This is a genomic window from Pseudomonas sp. R3.Fl, assembly GCF_023516765.1.
Lineage (GTDB): Bacteria > Pseudomonadota > Gammaproteobacteria > Pseudomonadales > Pseudomonadaceae > Pseudomonas > Pseudomonas citronellolis.
Window position 1 is genome coordinate 4663089 of sequence record NZ_JAMGSO010000001.1, and the last position, 15782, is coordinate 4678870.

General features: G+C 68.0%; 13 protein-coding genes. All 13 read right to left on the bottom strand.

The features are described 5' to 3' along the window. Positions 1-20: 20 nt before the first annotated feature. The gene (locus M8R19_RS20530) at positions 21-317 is read right to left on the bottom strand and encodes a DUF2845 domain-containing protein (protein WP_249918753.1); all 297 of its coding nucleotides are present in this window, start codon (positions 315-317) and stop codon (positions 21-23) included. A 16-nt stretch (positions 318-333) separates the two neighbouring features. Beyond that, the gene (locus M8R19_RS20535; protein ID WP_043318563.1) at positions 334-624 is read right to left on the bottom strand and encodes a DUF2845 domain-containing protein; all 291 of its coding nucleotides are present in this window, start codon (positions 622-624) and stop codon (positions 334-336) included. Positions 625-635: 11 nt separating this feature from the next. Then, the gene (locus M8R19_RS20540) at positions 636-3830 is read right to left on the bottom strand and encodes a DUF748 domain-containing protein (RefSeq protein WP_249918754.1); all 3195 of its coding nucleotides are present in this window, start codon (positions 3828-3830) and stop codon (positions 636-638) included. Positions 3831-3921: 91 nt separating this feature from the next. Then, positions 3922-4542, bottom strand: a complete 621-nt coding sequence (locus M8R19_RS20545) for a response regulator transcription factor (protein ID WP_074981355.1) — start codon at positions 4540-4542, stop codon at positions 3922-3924. Positions 4543-4619: 77 nt separating this feature from the next. Next, positions 4620-5798 carry an acetyl-CoA C-acetyltransferase gene (locus M8R19_RS20550; RefSeq protein ID WP_249918755.1) on the bottom strand — a complete coding sequence of 393 codons (1179 nt, stop codon included), beginning with the start codon at positions 5796-5798 and terminating at the stop codon, positions 4620-4622. Between the two features lie 117 nt (positions 5799-5915). Then, on the bottom strand, positions 5916-6794 hold the full coding sequence (locus M8R19_RS20555; RefSeq protein WP_249918756.1) for an oxygenase MpaB family protein: 879 nt from the start codon (positions 6792-6794) through the stop codon (positions 5916-5918). A gap of 94 nt (positions 6795-6888) precedes the next feature. Continuing rightward, entirely contained in the window at positions 6889-8826 is a 1938-nt protein-coding gene (acs, locus tag M8R19_RS20560) for an acetate--CoA ligase (RefSeq protein WP_249918757.1), read from the bottom strand. 480 nt (positions 8827-9306) lie between these two features. Further along, on the bottom strand, positions 9307-10971 hold the full coding sequence (pgi, locus tag M8R19_RS20565) for a glucose-6-phosphate isomerase (RefSeq protein ID WP_074981362.1): 1665 nt from the start codon (positions 10969-10971) through the stop codon (positions 9307-9309). Positions 10972-11039: 68 nt separating this feature from the next. Then, positions 11040-11420 (bottom strand): aspartate 1-decarboxylase, encoded by a 381-nt coding sequence (gene panD / locus M8R19_RS20570; protein WP_009613020.1) that lies wholly within the window; start codon positions 11418-11420, stop codon positions 11040-11042. Between the two features lie 109 nt (positions 11421-11529). Continuing rightward, entirely contained in the window at positions 11530-12381 is an 852-nt protein-coding gene (gene panC, locus M8R19_RS20575; RefSeq protein ID WP_249918758.1) for a pantoate--beta-alanine ligase, read from the bottom strand. Continuing rightward, the gene (gene panB, locus M8R19_RS20580) at positions 12378-13178 is read right to left on the bottom strand and encodes a 3-methyl-2-oxobutanoate hydroxymethyltransferase (protein ID WP_043318551.1); all 801 of its coding nucleotides are present in this window, start codon (positions 13176-13178) and stop codon (positions 12378-12380) included. The genes panC and panB overlap by 4 nt, the downstream gene beginning before the upstream one ends. 124 nt (positions 13179-13302) lie before the next feature. Beyond that, positions 13303-13788, bottom strand: a complete 486-nt coding sequence (gene folK, locus M8R19_RS20585) for a 2-amino-4-hydroxy-6-hydroxymethyldihydropteridine diphosphokinase (RefSeq protein WP_069863304.1) — start codon at positions 13786-13788, stop codon at positions 13303-13305. Next, complete coding sequence (locus tag M8R19_RS20590; protein WP_069863305.1) at positions 13785-15188, bottom strand: polynucleotide adenylyltransferase PcnB; 1404 nt, start codon at positions 15186-15188, stop codon at positions 13785-13787. Before M8R19_RS20590 ends, folK begins: the two co-directional genes overlap by 4 nt. Between the last annotated feature and the right edge of the window lie 594 nt (positions 15189-15782).

The following is a 15782-nucleotide window of genomic DNA, read 5'->3' on the forward strand; positions in this document are numbered from 1 at the left end:
CCGGCATTGGGCGCTGTCTGTCAGTTGCTGCGCTTGCTCTGGATGGCGTCGATGCGGTTGCCGCGCAAGCGCACGAAATACAGCATGCCGTTCCAGGGCCCGTAGATCCATTCTTCCACCCGCACCTCCTCGCGCTGGCCCCAGTCGCCGACGACGATGCGGTTGCCCAGGTAGGAACGGTCCACCGGTTGGCCGCAGCGTTCGAGCACGTCGCTGCTGGTGTCGCCGTTGCTGATCAGGCGGCTGCCGCAGCGCAGGCTGTCGGCCAGCGCCGGGGCGGCGGCGAGCAGCAGCAGGGGGAGGACGAACAGGCGCATGGCGGCTCCGCTGCGGTCAGTCGCGCTTGAATTCGATGCGCTTGAGGCGGTTGGCTTCGAAGGTGAGGATGTAGGTGGCGCCGTTGCGCGGGCCGTACACCCATTCCTCGACCTTGAACTCGCGGCGGTCGTAGCCGCCGAGGGTGTAGCCGACGTCGTCGCGATGGTCCGGCGCGCCGCACTTCTGCTCCACTTCCCAGGCGCGGTCGCCGACGCTGACCAGGGCGCTGCCGCAGCGCATGCTGTCGGCCTGGGCTGCGGCGCTGGCCAGCAGCAGGGCGCCGGCCAGCAGGGGAAGGGACTTCATCGGGGCGTGCCTCATTCGCTGTCGAGGTGGAGCTGGGTGACGACCTCGCCGCCCTTGTCCGCCTCGGCCTGGCTGACGTCGATCAGGTAGATGCGATCATCCCCCAGTCCGCCCTTGGTGACCAGATAGTCCTTGATGTGCGCGCCGCGCTCCTGGGCCAGCTTGCGCAGCAGCAACTGGCTGCCGCTCCAGGAGTCGACCACCGCCTGGCGCAGCTTGGCTGTGCGCTCGTCCTTGCCCAGTTCCTGCCACTCGGCCGGCGGCTGTTTCTTCAGGCGCGTGCGGTAGATGCCTTCGAGCAGGGCCGGCTGCAGGTCTTCCGGCACCTCCAGCTGGCTGGCGTCGCTGGGCACCTTGTCGCCGCGGCGCTGCAGCATCTTGTAGTAGTTGCTGCGGAATTCCTGCTGCAGGCGCTGCTCGGCCAGCAGCGGGCCGTCGGCCGCGGCGGCGCTCACGCCCTCGACTTCCAGCTTCAGCGCCGGGCGCTGCTTGAGCGCGGCGGCGAGCTTGTCGAGGTTGCCTTGCGCCGCGGGCGTCAGCTCGCTGGAGCCCGCGGCGAAGGGCACGTTGCCCAGGTCCTCGTCGCCACCACCGGCGGCCAGGCCGGCGATGAACTTGAAGGGCGCCTGTACGGCGCGCAGCACCAGGTTGCGCAGGGTCTGCCAGACGATGGGCATGACGCTGAACTGCGGGTTGTTCAGGTCGCCTTCCACCGGCAGCTGGATGTCGATGTTGCCGTTGGTGTCCTTGAGCAGGGCCACCGCCAGCTTCACTGGCAGGTCGACGGCGTCGGGGCTGTCGACCTTCTCGCCCAACTGCAGGTGTTCCACCAGCACCTTGTTGTCGGCCTTCAACTGGCCCTTGGTGATCTGGTAGTGCAGGTCCAGGTTGAGCCGGCCCTTGCGGATGCGGTAGCCGGCGAACTTGCCGGAGTAGGGCGTCAGCGTGGTCAGCTCGACGCGCTTGAAGCTGGTGGCGATGTCCAGCTTCTCCAGCGGCGAGAAGGGGTTGAGGCTGCCCTTGATGGTGACCGGGGCGTACTTGTCGACCTTGCCCTTGATGTCGACGCTGGCCGGCTGCGGGTTGCGGTTGTCGAGGGTGCCGATCTCGCCGCCCAGTTGCTGGATGGCGGTGGCGAAGTCCGGGCGCAGGGTCAGGTCGGCGAAGTTGGCCGAGCCGTCGTTGATACGGATGCCGCCGATGTGGATGCCCAGGGGCTTGTCGCTGCCGGCCTTGGCCGGGCTGGCGGCGCCCTTGGCCGCCGGCTGTTCGGGCTGGGCGATGATCAGCTCGCTGACGTTGGTGCTGCGGTCCTCGTTGATGATGAAGCGCGCGTAGGGCTGCTCGAAGGACACGCTCTGGATCACCAGGCTGTCGCCATGCTTGTAGGCCAGCCCGTCGAGGGTGAGCTTCTGCCATTTGACGAAGTCGCGGTTCTTCAGGGTGTCCAGGGTGTGCAGCTGGCTGACCTCGGCGCTGCCGCCGACGCTGAAGGCCAGCGGCTCGGTGCTCTTGAGGTCGACGTCGAGCTTGCTGGCGAGGAAGCCGCTGCGCAGCTCCAGGCGGATGAAGGGTTCCAGGTACGACTGCGCCAGGCGCAGGTCGATGTCGCGGGTGGCGACCTTGAGCTTGGCGCTGACGGGGTTGGGGATGACGCTGCCGCTGGCCTCGATCAGCCCGCGGTTGCCGATGCCGGTCTTGAGCTTGAGCTGCAGCGCCTGGGTCAGCGAGCTGTCGAGGTCCTGCAGGTCGAGGTCCAGCGGGCCGACATCCAGGGCCACCGATCTGGCCGGTACGCGGTCGGCCAGGTGCACCTTGTAGCCGCGCAGCTGGGTGTCGCGCAGGACCACGTGCCAGGGCTTCTGCGGCTCGGTCGGCTTGGCCGGTTCCGGCGGCGGGCTTGCCGGCTTGTCGGCGGCGGCCGCAGCCTGGTCGGCTTGGGCTTGGGCTTGGGCTTGGGCTTGGGCTTGGGCTTGGGCTTGGGCTTGGGCTTGGGCTTGGGCCTCTGCTTCAGGTTTGGCCTCGGGCTTCGCCGCGGCCTGGGTTGCGGTCTTGTCCGCCGGGGCCGCATCGGTCTTGGCGGGCGCAGGGCTGGCCGCGTCCGCTACGGGCTTGGCGGCCGGCGCGGTGTCGGCGGGTTGCGCTGCCGCATCGGCGGCGGGTTCCGGCTGCTCGGCAGGGGCCGGCTTGCGCGCGGGCTTCTGGAAGTCGGCGAAGAGTTTCTGCCAGTCGAGCTGGCCGTCCTTCTCGCGGGCCGCCCAGGTTTCCAGGCCCTGGCTGCGGATCTGGCCGACCAGCACTTCGCGCTTGGCCAGGTCCAGGCTGGTCTCGGCCACGTCGAGGCTGGCCAGGGTGACCAGCGGCTTGCCGGCCGGGCTCTTGAGGTCGAGGTCACGCAGGTTGGCGCTGGTCTTTTCCAACTGCAGCTGGGTGTCCTTGCTCAGGTCCAGCTTGTACTCGGTGGCAACGCTGAGGATGCCCTTCTGCAACTCCAGCGGCGCGTTGTCGCGCACGTAGGGCCACCAGGCCTTGAGCGGAATGCCCTGGATCGACAGGCTGCCGCTGGAGGCGAGCGGAGTCAGGCTGAGGTCGCCCTTCCAGTCGACCTTGCCGCCGTGGGGGCCGGTGCCGCTCAGGGTCATCTGCGCGCCGATGTCGGGCAGGGTGCTGAGGTTGTGCAGCTCGAAGCCCAGCGGGTCGAAGACGAAATCCACCTGCTCGCTCGGGCGGTTGTCCTGGAAGTGCACGCTGCCCTGGCTCAGGGCGACGCGCTCGATGCGCAGCGGAAAGGGCTTGCTGTCCGGCTGCTCGGGCTTGGGCTCGCTGGGCGGCAGCTTGAACAGGCGGCTGAGGTTGAGGCTGCCGTCCTCGGCGAACACCACTTCGCCATGGGGCTTGTCCAGTTGCACGTCGGCCAGGTGCAGCTGGCGCGTCCACAGGCTGTCGAGCTGCAGGTTGGCGTACAGGCGCTCGAAGGCCACCTGCTCCTGGCCGGGCTGGCCGATGCGCAGGCCCCAGACGTTCAGCTCCAGGCTGAAGGGGTTGAGTTCGATGCGCTCGATGTGCGCCGGCACGGTGGCGTACTGGGCCAGTTGCTGGTTGGCCACGCGCAGGGCGATGCCGGGGAGGATCAAGAAGCCCAGCAGGCAATAGAGGAGGAACAGCAGCACCAGGGTGCCGATCGCGCGAATCAATCCTTTGGGCATAGCGGGAGTCATTTTCCGTCGTGGCGTACCTCGGAGTATGGCACGCGTGCAAAGTTCCAAGTCTTGAGCCGTGGCAGCGCGGCCGCGGCGCTCAGGCCTGCAGGTTGTGCTGGCGGGCGAACTCCACCAGGTCCACCAGGCTGTTCAGCTGCAGTTTCTCGAGGATGCGCGTCTTGTAGGTGCTGACGGTCTTCTGGCTGAGGAACAGCTCCTCGGCGATCTGCTTGTTGCTCAGGCCGCGCACCAGGCTGCGCAGCACCACCAGCTCGCGCGGGGTGAGCGCCGCCACCGGGTCGTCGCCGGGCTGCCCGGGCGCGCCCAGGGGGCGCTCGGGGAAGCAGCGGTAGCCGGCGACCAGCATGCGCGCGGCGTTGAGGATGGCCGTGGTGTCCTTGTTCTTGCTGACGAAACCGTGCCCGCCGGCGGCTTCCACGCGGTTGGCGTAGAGCCGCTCGTCCTGGGAGCTGAGCACCAGCAGGCGGATGTTCTCGTCGAAGATGTGCACCCGCGCCAGCAGGTCCATGCCGTCCATGCCCGGCAGGTTGAGGTCGAGGATGACCAGGTCGGGCTTGTGCTGGCGCACCAGGTTGAGCCCGGCGTTACCGTCGTCGGCCTCGCCGACGATTTCGAACTGGGGGTCCTGGGCGAGCAGCGAGCGAATCGCCAGGCGCATGGCCGGGTGATCCTCCACCACGATGACGCGTTTGTTCATGGGCAATCCTTTAAGGCGCGATCCGCCCAATGAAGATAGCCCAGTTGGCGCGACCTTGCGGCCGCGCCCGGCGAGGCTCAGCGTTGCAGGGCCAGCGCGACGCCCTGGCCACCGCCGATGCAGAGGGTGGCGAGGCCCTTCTTCGCGTCGCGGCGGAGCATTTCGTGCAGCAGGCTGACCAGCACGCGGCAGCCGGAGGCGCCGATGGGGTGGCCGAGGGCGATGGCGCCGCCGTTGACGTTGACCTTGGCGGCGTCCCAGCCCAGTTCCTTGCCCACCGCCAGGGATTGCGCGGCGAAGGCTTCGTTGGCCTCGATCAGGTCCAGCTCGGCCAGCTGCCAGCCGGCCTTGTCCAGGCAGCGGCGGGTGGCGGAGACCGGGCCGATGCCCATGATCGCCGGGTCGACGCCGGCATTGGCGTAGGCGGCGATGCGCGCCAGCACCGGCAGGCCCAGTTCGGCGGCCTTGGCGGCGCTCATCAGCAGCACCGCGGCGGCGCCGTCGTTGAGACTGGAGGCGTTGCCGGCGGTGACACTGCCGTCCTTCTTGAACGCCGGCTTGAGCTTGGCCAGGGACTCGGCGCTGGTGCCGGCGCGGACCTGCTCGTCGGTGGCGAAGCTCAGCGGCTCGCCCTTGCGCTGGGGAATCTCGATGGGGGTGATTTCCGCCTCGAAGCGCCCGGCGGCGATGGCCTCGGAAGCCTTGCGCTGAGACTCGGCGGCGAAGGCGTCCTGTTCCTCGCGGCTGATGCCGTATTTCTCCACCAGGTTCTCGGCGGTGATGCCCATGTGGTAGTCGTTGAAGGCGTCCCACAGGCCGTCGACGATCATGCTGTCGAGCAGTTGCGCGTGACCCATGCGCAGGCCGGTGCGGGCCTTGGGCAGCACGTAGGGCGACAGGCTCATGCTTTCCTGGCCGCCGGCGATGATCACTTCGGCATCGCCGCAGCGGATGGCCTGGGCGGCCAGGTGCAGGGCCTTGAGGCCAGAGCCGCAGACCTTGTTGACGGTCATCGCCGGTACGCTGTTCGGCAGGCCGGCGGCGATGGCGGCCTGGCGCGCGGGGTTCTGCCCGGCGCCGGCGGTGAGGGTCTGGCCGAGGATGACTTCGTCGACCGCCTCGGCGGCCACGCCGGTCTGCTCGAGCAGGCGGCGGATCACCGCGGCGCCCAGTTCATGGGCCGGCAGGGCCGACAGGGAACCCTGGAAGCTGCCGATGGCGGTGCGGGTGGCAGCGACTATGACGACATCTTGCATGACACGAATCCTCAGCATGGGGCGGCACGGGCCGCGGCGAACGAGCAGGCATGGTTGCACAGGCGGCGCGCCGCCGACCACTCTCCGAACCGCTGAGTCAGGCGCGGGATCGACCGGTCAGCGCAGCGGCGGCAGGCCCATGCGCCGGCGCGCGCGGTGCAGCGAGCCGTTGCGCACGGCCCAGCGCAGCAGTGGGACACTGCGTCGCACGCTGGCGCGGATCAGCTGGCGCTGCAGCGGGCGCAGGGAGAAGCCGAGCATGTCGGCGGCCCAGTCCGGCAGCAGGTCGATGCCGGCGCGCATCATCAGGGCGCTGAAGGGCCTGGCCAGGGAGCTGGGCGCCGGGGCGTCGAGCAGCACCTCGACCACGTCGCGGGTGCGCTCGTTGTAGTGCAGCTGGGGGCGCATGCGCTCCAGGTACTCGGCCACCTCCAGGCGCGAGCGCGGCACGTCGCGGGCGCCCAGGCGCTCGGCGACCAGGGCGATCTCGTCGTAGTAGCGGTCCTGCTCGCTGCCGGGCAGGTCGGGGTTCAGGTAGCGCAGGTGCGACTTGAGGAAGCAGCTGACCTCGGCGACGTGCACCCAGGTCAGCAGGTCCGGGTCGCTGGCCGAGTAGAAGGTGCCGTCGGGCAGGGTGCCGCTGACGTTGTCGTGGATGCGCCGCACCCGGGCGATCAGCTTCTCGGCGTCGGCCACCGAGCCGTAGGTGGTGGTGGAGATGAACTGGCCGGTGCGGCGCAGGCGGCCGAGCATGTCGGCGCGGAAGTTGGAGTGGTCCCAGACGCCGCCCAGGGCGGCGGGGTGGAGCATCTGCAGGAGCAGGGCGCTGATGCCGCCGATGAGCATGGAGCTGAAGTCGCCATGGACTTTCCAGCAGGCCGAGTCGGGGCCGAACAGGCCCGGGTCGCCCTTGGGGGATTCGAAATCGACGCCCCCGAGGGCGAGTCCGGTCAGGCTCAGGACCTGGCTTTCGATATGACGGCGAACGGTTTCCATGACGGGGAGCTGCAAGCCTCAAGCGTCAAGCTACAAGTGGTGCATACGGTTAGCTTAACCGCAGGCTCTCCAGCTTGCAGCTTGCAGCCGCCCTTCACCTGTTGAGGCGATTGTCGATCAGCCCCTGGACCACGCCGGGGTCGGCGAGGGTCGAGGTGTCGCCGAGGTTGTCCAGCTCGTTGCAGGCGATCTTGCGCAGGATGCGCCGCATGATCTTGCCCGAACGCGTTTTCGGCAGGCCCGGCGCCCACTGCAGCACTTCCGGCTTGGCGAAGCTGCCGATCTCCTTGCTGACCACCGCCAGCAGCTCCTGCTTCAGCTCTTCGCTGGGCTCGACGCCGTTCATCGGCGTGACGAAGGCGTAGATGCCCTGGCCCTTGAGGTCGTGGGGGTAGCCCACCACCGCGGCCTCGGCGATGCCGTCGTGCAGCACCAGGGCGCTTTCCACCTCGGCGGTGCCGATGCGGTGGCCGGAGACGTTGATCACGTCGTCGACGCGCCCGGTGATCCAGTAGTAGCCGTCCTCGTCGCGGCGCGCGCCGTCGCCGGTGAAGTAGTAGCCGGGGTAGGGTTTGAAGTAGGTGTCGACCATGCGCTGGTGGTCGCCGTAGATGCTGCGGATCTGGCTCGGCCAGCTGGCCTTGATCGCCAGCACGCCGGCGCCGGGGCCGTCGATCTCCTTGCCGTGCTCGTCCAGCAGCACCGGTTGCACGCCGAAGAACGGCAGGGTCGCCGAGCCGGGCTTGAGCGAGGTGGCGCCGGGCAGCGGGGTGATGAGGATGCTGCCGGTCTCGGTCTGCCACCAGGTGTCGACGATCGGGCAGCGCGTCTCGCCGACCACGTGGTAGTACCACTCCCAGGCCTCGGGGTTGATCGGCTCGCCCACCGAGCCGAGCAGGCGCAGGCTGGCGCGCGAGGTTTTCTTCACCGGTTCCTCGCCTTCGCGCATCAGGGCGCGGATGGCGGTGGGCGCGGTGTAGAAGATGTTCACCTGGTGCTTGTCGATCACCTGCCAGAAGCGCGAGGCGTCCGGGTAGCTGGGCACGCCCTCGAACATCAGGGTGGTGGCGCCGTTGGCCAGCGGGCCGTAGACGATGTAGCTGTGCCCGGTGACCCAGCCGACGTCGGCGGTGCACCAGTAGATGTCCCCCTCGTGGTAGTCGAACACGTACTTGTGCGTCATGGCCGCGCCCAGCAGGTAGCCGCCGGTGGTGTGCAGCACGCCCTTGGGTTTGCCGGTGGAGCCGGAGGTGTAGAGGATGAACAACGGGTCCTCGGCGTCCATGGGCTCGGGCGGGCAGTCCTCGCTGACGCCGTGCAGGGCCTCGTGGTACCAGAGGTCGCGGCCCTCGACCCAGGGCACCTTGCCCTGGGTGCGCTGCACCACCACCACGGTGGAGACGTTCGGGCAGTCCTGCAGGGCCTTTTCCACGTTCTGCTTGAGCGGGATGTACTTGCCGCCGCGCACGCCTTCGTCGGCGGTGATCACGGTGCGGCAGTCGGCGTCGAGGATGCGGTCGCGCAGAGAGTCCGGCGAGAAGCCGCCGAACACCACCGAGTGGATGGCGCCGATGCGCGCGCAGGCCAGCATGGCATAGGCCGCCTCGGGGATCATCGGCATGTAGATGCACACCCGGTCGCCCTTCTCCACGCCGCGGCTCTTGAGCACGTTGGCCAGGCGGCAGACGTGGCTGTGCAGCTTGCGGTAGGTGATGTGGGCGGACTCGGCGGGGTTGTCGCCTTCCCAGATGATGGCGACCTGTTCGCCGCGCTGTTCCAGGTGGCGGTCGATGCAGTTGTAGGCGACGTTGAGCTGGCCGCCCTTGAACCAGCTGGCCTGGCCGCGGGCCAGGTCGCCGTGGTGCACGGAGTGCCAGGGCTTGAACCAGTCGAGCAGGGCCTTGGCCTGTTCGCCCCAGAACACGTCCGGTTGTTCGATGGATTGGCGGTAGAGGCGCTGGTAGTCCTCCTCGTCGAGGTAGGCACGCTGGCGAACGGCGTCCGGCACCGGGTGAGCGGTGATTTCGAACATGACGATATCCTTGTTGTTGTGATGTCTTGGTAAGGCGTCTGGCTCAAGACTGGGCCAATGCGCGGCCCGGTTCAAGTCTTGGAGGGATGGCCGGCAGTTCGGCCGGGGCTTGCAAACGCCCGCGTGCAGCGAATGCCTTGCGCAGGGCGAATAACGCGCCAGCGGTATCCGCCGTCGGTTCGTGCGCCGGGGCTACGGGGATATGCCATGCCTCCCGGCGGAACTGTCTTGCAGGCCGCGCTGGGATGCTCTTCGTAGGAGCGAGCTTGCTCGCGAACACACTCCGCTGCGGGGCTCATTCGCGAGCAAGCTCGTTCCTACGAAAAGCCGTGCTTCCTGGAAACGTAGGAGCGGGCCCTGCCCGCGATTTCGCGCGCAGGGCGCGCTCCTACAGGGGAATGGCGGGGTGGCGTTGCCGTAGCGGAAATGAAAACGCCGCTTCCCCTGTGGAGGAAACGGCGCTTTGTCCCGCGATGGGCCTCAGCCGCGGTGACGGCCGCGGAAGTAGTCGATCAGGCCCTGGGTGGAGGCGTCTTCGGCGCCCGACTCGTCGCTGCCGACCAGGCGCCCGTAGACGGCCTTGCCCAGCTCCTTGCCCAGCTCCACGCCCCACTGGTCGAAGGCGTTGATGCCCCAGAGAATGCTCTGCACGTAGACCTTGTGCTCGTACATGGCGATCAGCGCGCCCAGGCGGCGGGCGCTGATGCGCTCCAGCACCAGGGTGTTGCTCGGGCGGTTGCCGGGGATCACCTTGTGCGGCGCCAGGCGCTGCACCTCGGCCTCGTCCAGTCCTTTGGCGCGCAGCTCGGCCTCGGCTTCGGCGCGGGTCTTGCCCTGCATCAGCGCCTGGCTCTGCGACAGGCAGTTGGCGTACAGCCACTGGTGGTGGTCAGCCAGCGGGTTGTAGCTGGAGATCGGGACGATGAAGTCCGCCGGGATCAACTGGGTGCCCTGGTGCAGCAACTGGTGGTAGGCGTGCTGGCCGTTGCAGCCGACGCCGCCCCAGATCACCGGACCGGTGCCGGCGCTGACCGGGGTGCCGTCCTGGCGCACGCTCTTGCCGTTGGACTCCATGTCCAACTGCTGCAGGTGGTCGGTGATGTTCCGCAGGTAGTAGTCGTAGGGCAGGATGGCATGGCTGCGTGAGCCCCAGAAATCGCCGTACCAGACGCCGAGCAAGCCCAGCAGCACCGGGATGTTGCGGGCGAAGGGCGCGCTCTGGAAGTGCTGGTCCATGCTGTAGGCGCCGGACAACAGTTCCTTGAAGTTGTTGATGCCCACCGACATGGCGATCGGCAGGCCGATGGCCGACCACAGCGAGTAGCGCCCGCCGACCCAGTCCCACATGGGGAACACGTTCTCTTCGCGGATGCCGAAGGCCACCGCCGCTTCCTTGTTGCTGGAAACCGCGATGAAGTGGCGGTACAGCTCGGCTTCGTTGCCGCCCTGGGCCAGGTACCAGGCACGTGCGGCCTGGGCGTTCTTCAGTGTCTCCAGGGTGCCGAAGGACTTGGAGGAGACGATGAACAGGGTGGTCTCGGCGTTCAGCTTGCTGGTCAGCTCGCGGAACTCGCTGCCGTCGATATTGGCCAGGTAGTGGCAGCGCACGCCTTTCTGGGCGAAAGGCAGCAGGGCCTCGGAGACCAGCTGCGGGCCGAGGAAGGAGCCGCCGATACCGATGTTCACCACATCGGTGATGGGCTTCTCGGTGTAGCCGCGCCACAGGCCGTTGTGCACGTAGCTGACCAGCTCGGTCATCTGGTGCAGCACGCGGTGCACTTCCGGCATCACGTCGACGCCGTCCACCAGCACCTTGTCGCCGATCGGCCGGCGCAGCGCGGTGTGCAGCACCGGGCGGCGCTCGGAGGCGTTGATCACGTCGCCGCGGAACATGGACTGGATGGCCTCGCCCAGCTGGGCTTCTTCCGCCAGCTTGACCAGCAGGCCGAGGGTGTCCTCGCGGATCAGGTTCTTCGAGAAGTCGAGGAACAGGCCGCAGGCGCTCAGGGAGAAACGCTCGAAACGCTTCGGATCGCCGGCGAATGCCTGGCGCATGCTGAAGTCCTGCAGATCCTTGCGGTGCTCGGCCAGTGCCTGCCAGCTCGGCAGGCGAGTGGCATCCAGCGGGGTGAGGTGGTGTTCCATGCGGTACCTTCGGGGGTGTGACGTGCGTTGGAGCGTGAAAAAGCCCGGGGGTTCCGGGCTTTGACGGTTCAGGCGAGCTGCACCGGGATGGCGTTGCTGGTGTGGCTGAGCTGGTTGCCCGGGGCCATGTAGAGCATGCGCGGCTGGTAGTTGGCGAGCTCGGCGTCGCTGTACTGAGCATAAGCGCAGATGATCACCCGGTCACCCACCTTGGCCTTGTGTGCGGCGGCGCCGTTGACCGAAATCATCCGCGAGCCTTCCTCGCCGCGGATGGCGTAGGTGGTGAAGCGCTCGCCGTTGTCGACGTTGTAGATCTGGATCTGTTCGTACTCGCGGATACCGGCGAGGTCCAGCCACTCGCCATCGATGGCGCAGGAGCCTTCGTAGTCGAGGACGGCGTGGGTGACTTCGGCGCGGTGCAGCTTGGCCTTGAGCATGATGCTGTGCATGGCGGCGCTCCTGTTGTTGTGGGGCTTGGCGCGAACGGCGGCAGAGTATGCCCAACCTGTTACCCGGCCTCAAGCCGCGTGCGGCGCGGCCTGGGCGGGTAACGGCGGGTCAGTCGAGCTGCAGCGGCAGGTTGTCGATCAGGCGGGTCTTGCCGAGGAAAGCGGCGGCCAGGACCACCACCTGCCGGTCGCCGGCGCCGGCCGGGCGCAGGCTCAGGGCTTCGCGGATTTCCAGATAGTCCACCCGCAGGCCGGCGGCCTCGATCTGCCGGCGGCCCTCCTCGAGCAGCGCCGGGAAGTCGCGCGAGCCGCCGCGCAGGGCCTCGGCGAGCTGGCGCAGGGTGCGCTGGATGACCGGCGCGCGGGCGCGCTCGTCGTCGTTCAGGTAGCCGTTGCGCGAGGACAGCGCCAGACCGTCCTCGGCGCGCACGGTGGGCTCGCCGAAGATCTGCACGGGGATGTTCAGGTCGCGCACCAGCTTGCGGATCACCGCCAGTTGCTGGAAGTCCTTCTCGCCGAACAGCGCCATGTCCGGCTGCACCATGTTCAGCAGCTTGCAGACCACGGTGGCGACGCCATCGAAGTGGCCCGGACGGCTGCCGCCGCACAGCCCCTCGGAAACGCCGGGCACGCTGACCTTGGTCTGGCCTTGCATGCCGTCGGGGTACATCTCTTCCACGCCCGGGGCGAACAGCAGGTGGCAGCCGGCTTCCAGCAGCTTGGCCTGGTCGGCGGCGAGGGTGCGCGGGTACTTGTCCAGGTCTTCGCTGGGGCCGAACTGCAGCGGGTTGACGAAGATGCTGGCGACCACGAAGTCGGCGCGCTGGCCGGCCTTGGCCACCAGGGCGGCGTGGCCGGCGTGCAGGTTGCCCATGGTCGGCACCAGGGCGATGCGCTTGCCTTCGCCGCGCGCGCGGGCGACGGCGGCGCGCAGTTCGCGGACGGTCTTGACGGTGTTCATGCGGAGAATCCGTGTTCGGGGCCGGGGAAGGAGCCGTCTTTCACGGCCTTGACGTAGGCGGCGAAGGCGCCCTGGATGCTGTCCTGGCCTTCCATGAAGTTCTTCACGAACTTGGGCGCGCGGCCGGACAGCGACAGGCCGAGCATGTCGTGCATCACCAGGACCTGGCCGTCGGTGCCGGGGCCGGCGCCGATGCCGATCACCGGGATCTTCACCGCTTCGCTGATCTCCTGGCCCAGGGCGCTGGGCACGCACTCCAGCAGCAGCATGGCGACGCCGGCCTGCTCCAGGGCGATGGCGTCGGCGCGCAGCTGGCGGGCCTGGGCTTCCTGGCGGCCCTGGACCTTGAAGCCGCCGAACAGGTTGACCGATTGCGGAGTCAGGCCCAGGTGCGCGCACACCGGCACGCCCATCTGCGCCAGGCGCACGATGGGCTCGGCCAGCCAGGCGCCGCCTTCGAGCTTGACCATGTGGGCGCCGGCCTGCATGACCTTGACCGCGTCGTCCAGCAGGCGTTGCAGCGAGGTGCCGGAGGCGAAGGGCAGGTCGGTGACGATCATCGCGCCCTGGTTGCCGCGCTTCACGCAGGCGGTGTGGTAGGCCATTTCCTCGACCGTGACCGGCAGCGTGCTGTCGTGGCCTTGCAGCACCATGCCGAGGGAGTCGCCGATCAGCAGCATCTCCGCGCCCGCGGCGCTGGCCGCCTGGGCGAAGGTGGCATCGTAGGCTGTGAGCATCGCGATCTTCTCGCCGCTTTGCTTCAGGCCTTGCAGGGTGGTCAGGGTGACATCAGGCATGAAAACGGTCCTCGTTGGGCCGGCTGGCGCCGGCGCGGGGCACCTATAGTCCGTATGGGGGGAAGCGAAGTCAATCGCGGGTGTTACCGGACTGTTACGGCGTTACCGCCAACTGGGGTGACGATCAGGATAGCCGTTCGAGGCCCGCGAATGGGCAATCCGCCAGCAGTTCCGACAGGCTGCGGCCATCGGGCAGGCGCAGCTGCGGCGCCAGGTCCGCCAGGGGGTAGAGGACGAAGGCGCGGGCGTGCATGTGGTAGTGCGGCACGGTCAGACGCGGCTCGTCGAGCTGGCGCTCGCCGAACAGCAGGATGTCCAGGTCGAGGGTGCGCGGGCCCCAGCGTTCGTCCTTGCGCACGCGGCCCTGTTCCAGCTCGATGCGCTGCAGGGCGTCGAGCAGCGCCAGGGGCTCGAGGTCGGTGTCCAGCGCGGCCACGGCGTTGACGTAGCGCGGCTGGTCCGGCGGGCCCAGCGGGTCGCTGACGTAGAAGGGCGAAACCGCGGCGACCGTGGTCTGCGGAATGGCCTGCAGGGCCTCGATGGCGGCGCGCAGTTGGCCCAGGGGATCGGCAAGGTTGCTGCCCAGGCCGAGATAGACGCGCTCGCTCACTCGTTGCCGGCCCCCTCGCTGCGCGGGCCACGGCGGCGACGGCTACCACCGCCGCGGCGACGCTTGCGCGGGGCAGCGCCGCCATCGTCCTGGCTGGCCGCCAGGTTGCGGATCATGCCGCGGCGTTCGCCGTCGCTGGCGTCCTGGTAGTCGGTCCACCAGTCGCCGAGGCCGCCGGTTTCTTCGCCGGCGCTCTCGCGCAGCAGCAGGAAGTCGTAGCCGGCGCGGAAGCGCGGGTTCTCCAGCAGCAGGTCGGCGCGCTTGCCCTGGCGTCGCGGCAGGCGTTCCTGCATGTCCCAGATCTCGCGGATCGGGATGGTGAAGCGCTTGGGCACGGCGGTGCGCTGGCACTGCTCGCTGATCAGTTCGTGGGCGGCTTCCTGCATCGCCGGGATCGGCGGCATGCCGCGCTCCTGCAACTGCGCCACGCGCGCCGGCAGGGCCGGCCAGAGCAGGGCGGCGAAGAGGAAGGCGGGGGTGACCGGCTTGCCCTGGTGGATGCGCAGATCGGTGTTGGCCAGGGCCTGGCGGATCAGCTTGCCGGTGTACTCCGGATCGCGGGCCAGGGCCTTGGCGCTGGCCGGGAACAGCGGGGCGAACAGTTCGTATTCGAGCAGCAGCTCGAAGGTGCGCTCGCCGCGGCCGCTGAGGAACAGCTTGAGCACTTCGTCGAACAGTCGTGCCGAGGGAATCTCGCGCAGCAGCGGCGCCAGCTTGCGGATCGGCGCGGCGCTGTGCTTCTCGATCTCGAAGTCCAGCTTGGCGGCGAAGCGCACCGCGCGCAGCATGCGCACCGGGTCTTCGAGGTAGCGCTGCTCGGGGTCGCCGATCAGGCGCACCAGGCGGTTGCGGATGTCGTGCACGCCGTGGGCGTAGTCGAGGATGCGCTCGTCGCTGCAGTCGAAGTACAGGGCGTTGATGGTGAAGTCGCGGCGCTGGGCGTCGTCTTCCAGGGTGCCGTATACGTTGTCGCGCAGGATGCGCCCGGCCTCGTTGCGCGACGCCTGGTTGCTGTCGCCTTCGCCTTCTTCCTGCGGGTGGTGGGCGCGGAAGGTGGCCACCTCGATGATCTCGCGGCCGAAGTGCACGTGCACCAGCTTGAAGCGCCGGCCGATCACCCGCGCGTTGCGGAATTCGGCGCGCACCTGCTCGGGGGTGGCGCTGGTGGCCACGTCGAAGTCCTTGGGGGCGATGCCCAGCAATTGGTCACGGACGCCGCCGCCGACGATGTAGGCCTGGTATCCCGCCTTCTGCAGCCGGTCCACCACGCTCACCGCATGCCGGCTGAACTGCTCGCGACGCAGCGGATGCTGGTTGCTGCCGACGATTTCCGGAGTGGTGCGGACTGCGCGCTTGCGGCGCAAGGGAGAGCGAAGGGAGGAGATCAGCTTTTTCAGCATGGAGGCACTATTAACAGGTTGGGGTGGATTGCGTCGCGCAACGCAGCGTGCCCTGGCCGGTGGTCGCAGTCGGCAGGCAGCCCATCATGCTTGAAAAGCATGGCCAGCGGAAACAATCGGCGGTAATTCTGATGCGTTGTATGTCCGAACGGGTTCGGATTCTAGCATCGGGGCGCAGGAGATGGGGAACGAAGGACGGAGAGGGAGGCAGGGGAGAGCGGGGAAAGCTACTGGGGGAGCCGAAGCTCCCCCCCAAGTAGGTGCGTGCTTTGTTCTTGTTATGATGCCGGGCTTGTTGTTTTTGTTTGTAGACCCGTCCTCGAGGCTAGCCGCTTCGAGGCATTCCCATTCGGGATCGACAAGAGCAAACGGATTGCTTTGGTCGCTGAGTGAGCAGTGATCTTTCGATCCAACCGATTTCGCCGCTGCCTCGAGGCAGTTTTATTGTTCTTCGATCGGTTGCGGGATTTCTCCCGCCAGCTACTCTCCTCCAAAAGAATCAGTTAGCTGCGCCTCCGCGATTTTGTTTTTGTTGTGCTGGAGTCGTTACGTGTTGTTTTTGTTCTGTGGTTTCGTGCTTGTTATTGTTGTTGT

Excerpts from the sequence above, each read along its gene's own strand:
- M8R19_RS20530 (WP_249918753.1), bottom strand. The coding sequence starts at position 317 with ATGCGCCTGTTCGTCCTCCCCCTGCTGCTGCTCGCCGCCGCCCCGGCG.
- M8R19_RS20535 (WP_043318563.1), bottom strand. The coding sequence starts at position 624 with ATGAAGTCCCTTCCCCTGCTGGCCGGCGCCCTGCTGCTGGCCAGCGCC.
- M8R19_RS20540 (WP_249918754.1), bottom strand. The coding sequence starts at position 3,830 with ATGCCCAAAGGATTGATTCGCGCGATCGGCACCCTGGTGCTGCTGTTC.
- M8R19_RS20545 (WP_074981355.1), bottom strand. The coding sequence starts at position 4,542 with ATGAACAAACGCGTCATCGTGGTGGAGGATCACCCGGCCATGCGCCTG.
- M8R19_RS20550 (WP_249918755.1), bottom strand. The coding sequence starts at position 5,798 with ATGCAAGATGTCGTCATAGTCGCTGCCACCCGCACCGCCATCGGCAGC.
- M8R19_RS20555 (WP_249918756.1), bottom strand. The coding sequence starts at position 6,794 with ATGGAAACCGTTCGCCGTCATATCGAAAGCCAGGTCCTGAGCCTGACC.
- acs (WP_249918757.1), bottom strand. The coding sequence starts at position 8,826 with ATGTTCGAAATCACCGCTCACCCGGTGCCGGACGCCGTTCGCCAGCGT.
- pgi (WP_074981362.1), bottom strand. The coding sequence starts at position 10,971 with ATGGAACACCACCTCACCCCGCTGGATGCCACTCGCCTGCCGAGCTGG.
- panD (WP_009613020.1), bottom strand. The coding sequence starts at position 11,420 with ATGCACAGCATCATGCTCAAGGCCAAGCTGCACCGCGCCGAAGTCACC.
- panC (WP_249918758.1), bottom strand. The coding sequence starts at position 12,381 with ATGAACACCGTCAAGACCGTCCGCGAACTGCGCGCCGCCGTCGCCCGC.
- panB (WP_043318551.1), bottom strand. The coding sequence starts at position 13,178 with ATGCCTGATGTCACCCTGACCACCCTGCAAGGCCTGAAGCAAAGCGGC.
- M8R19_RS20590 (WP_069863305.1), bottom strand. The coding sequence starts at position 15,188 with ATGCTGAAAAAGCTGATCTCCTCCCTTCGCTCTCCCTTGCGCCGCAAG.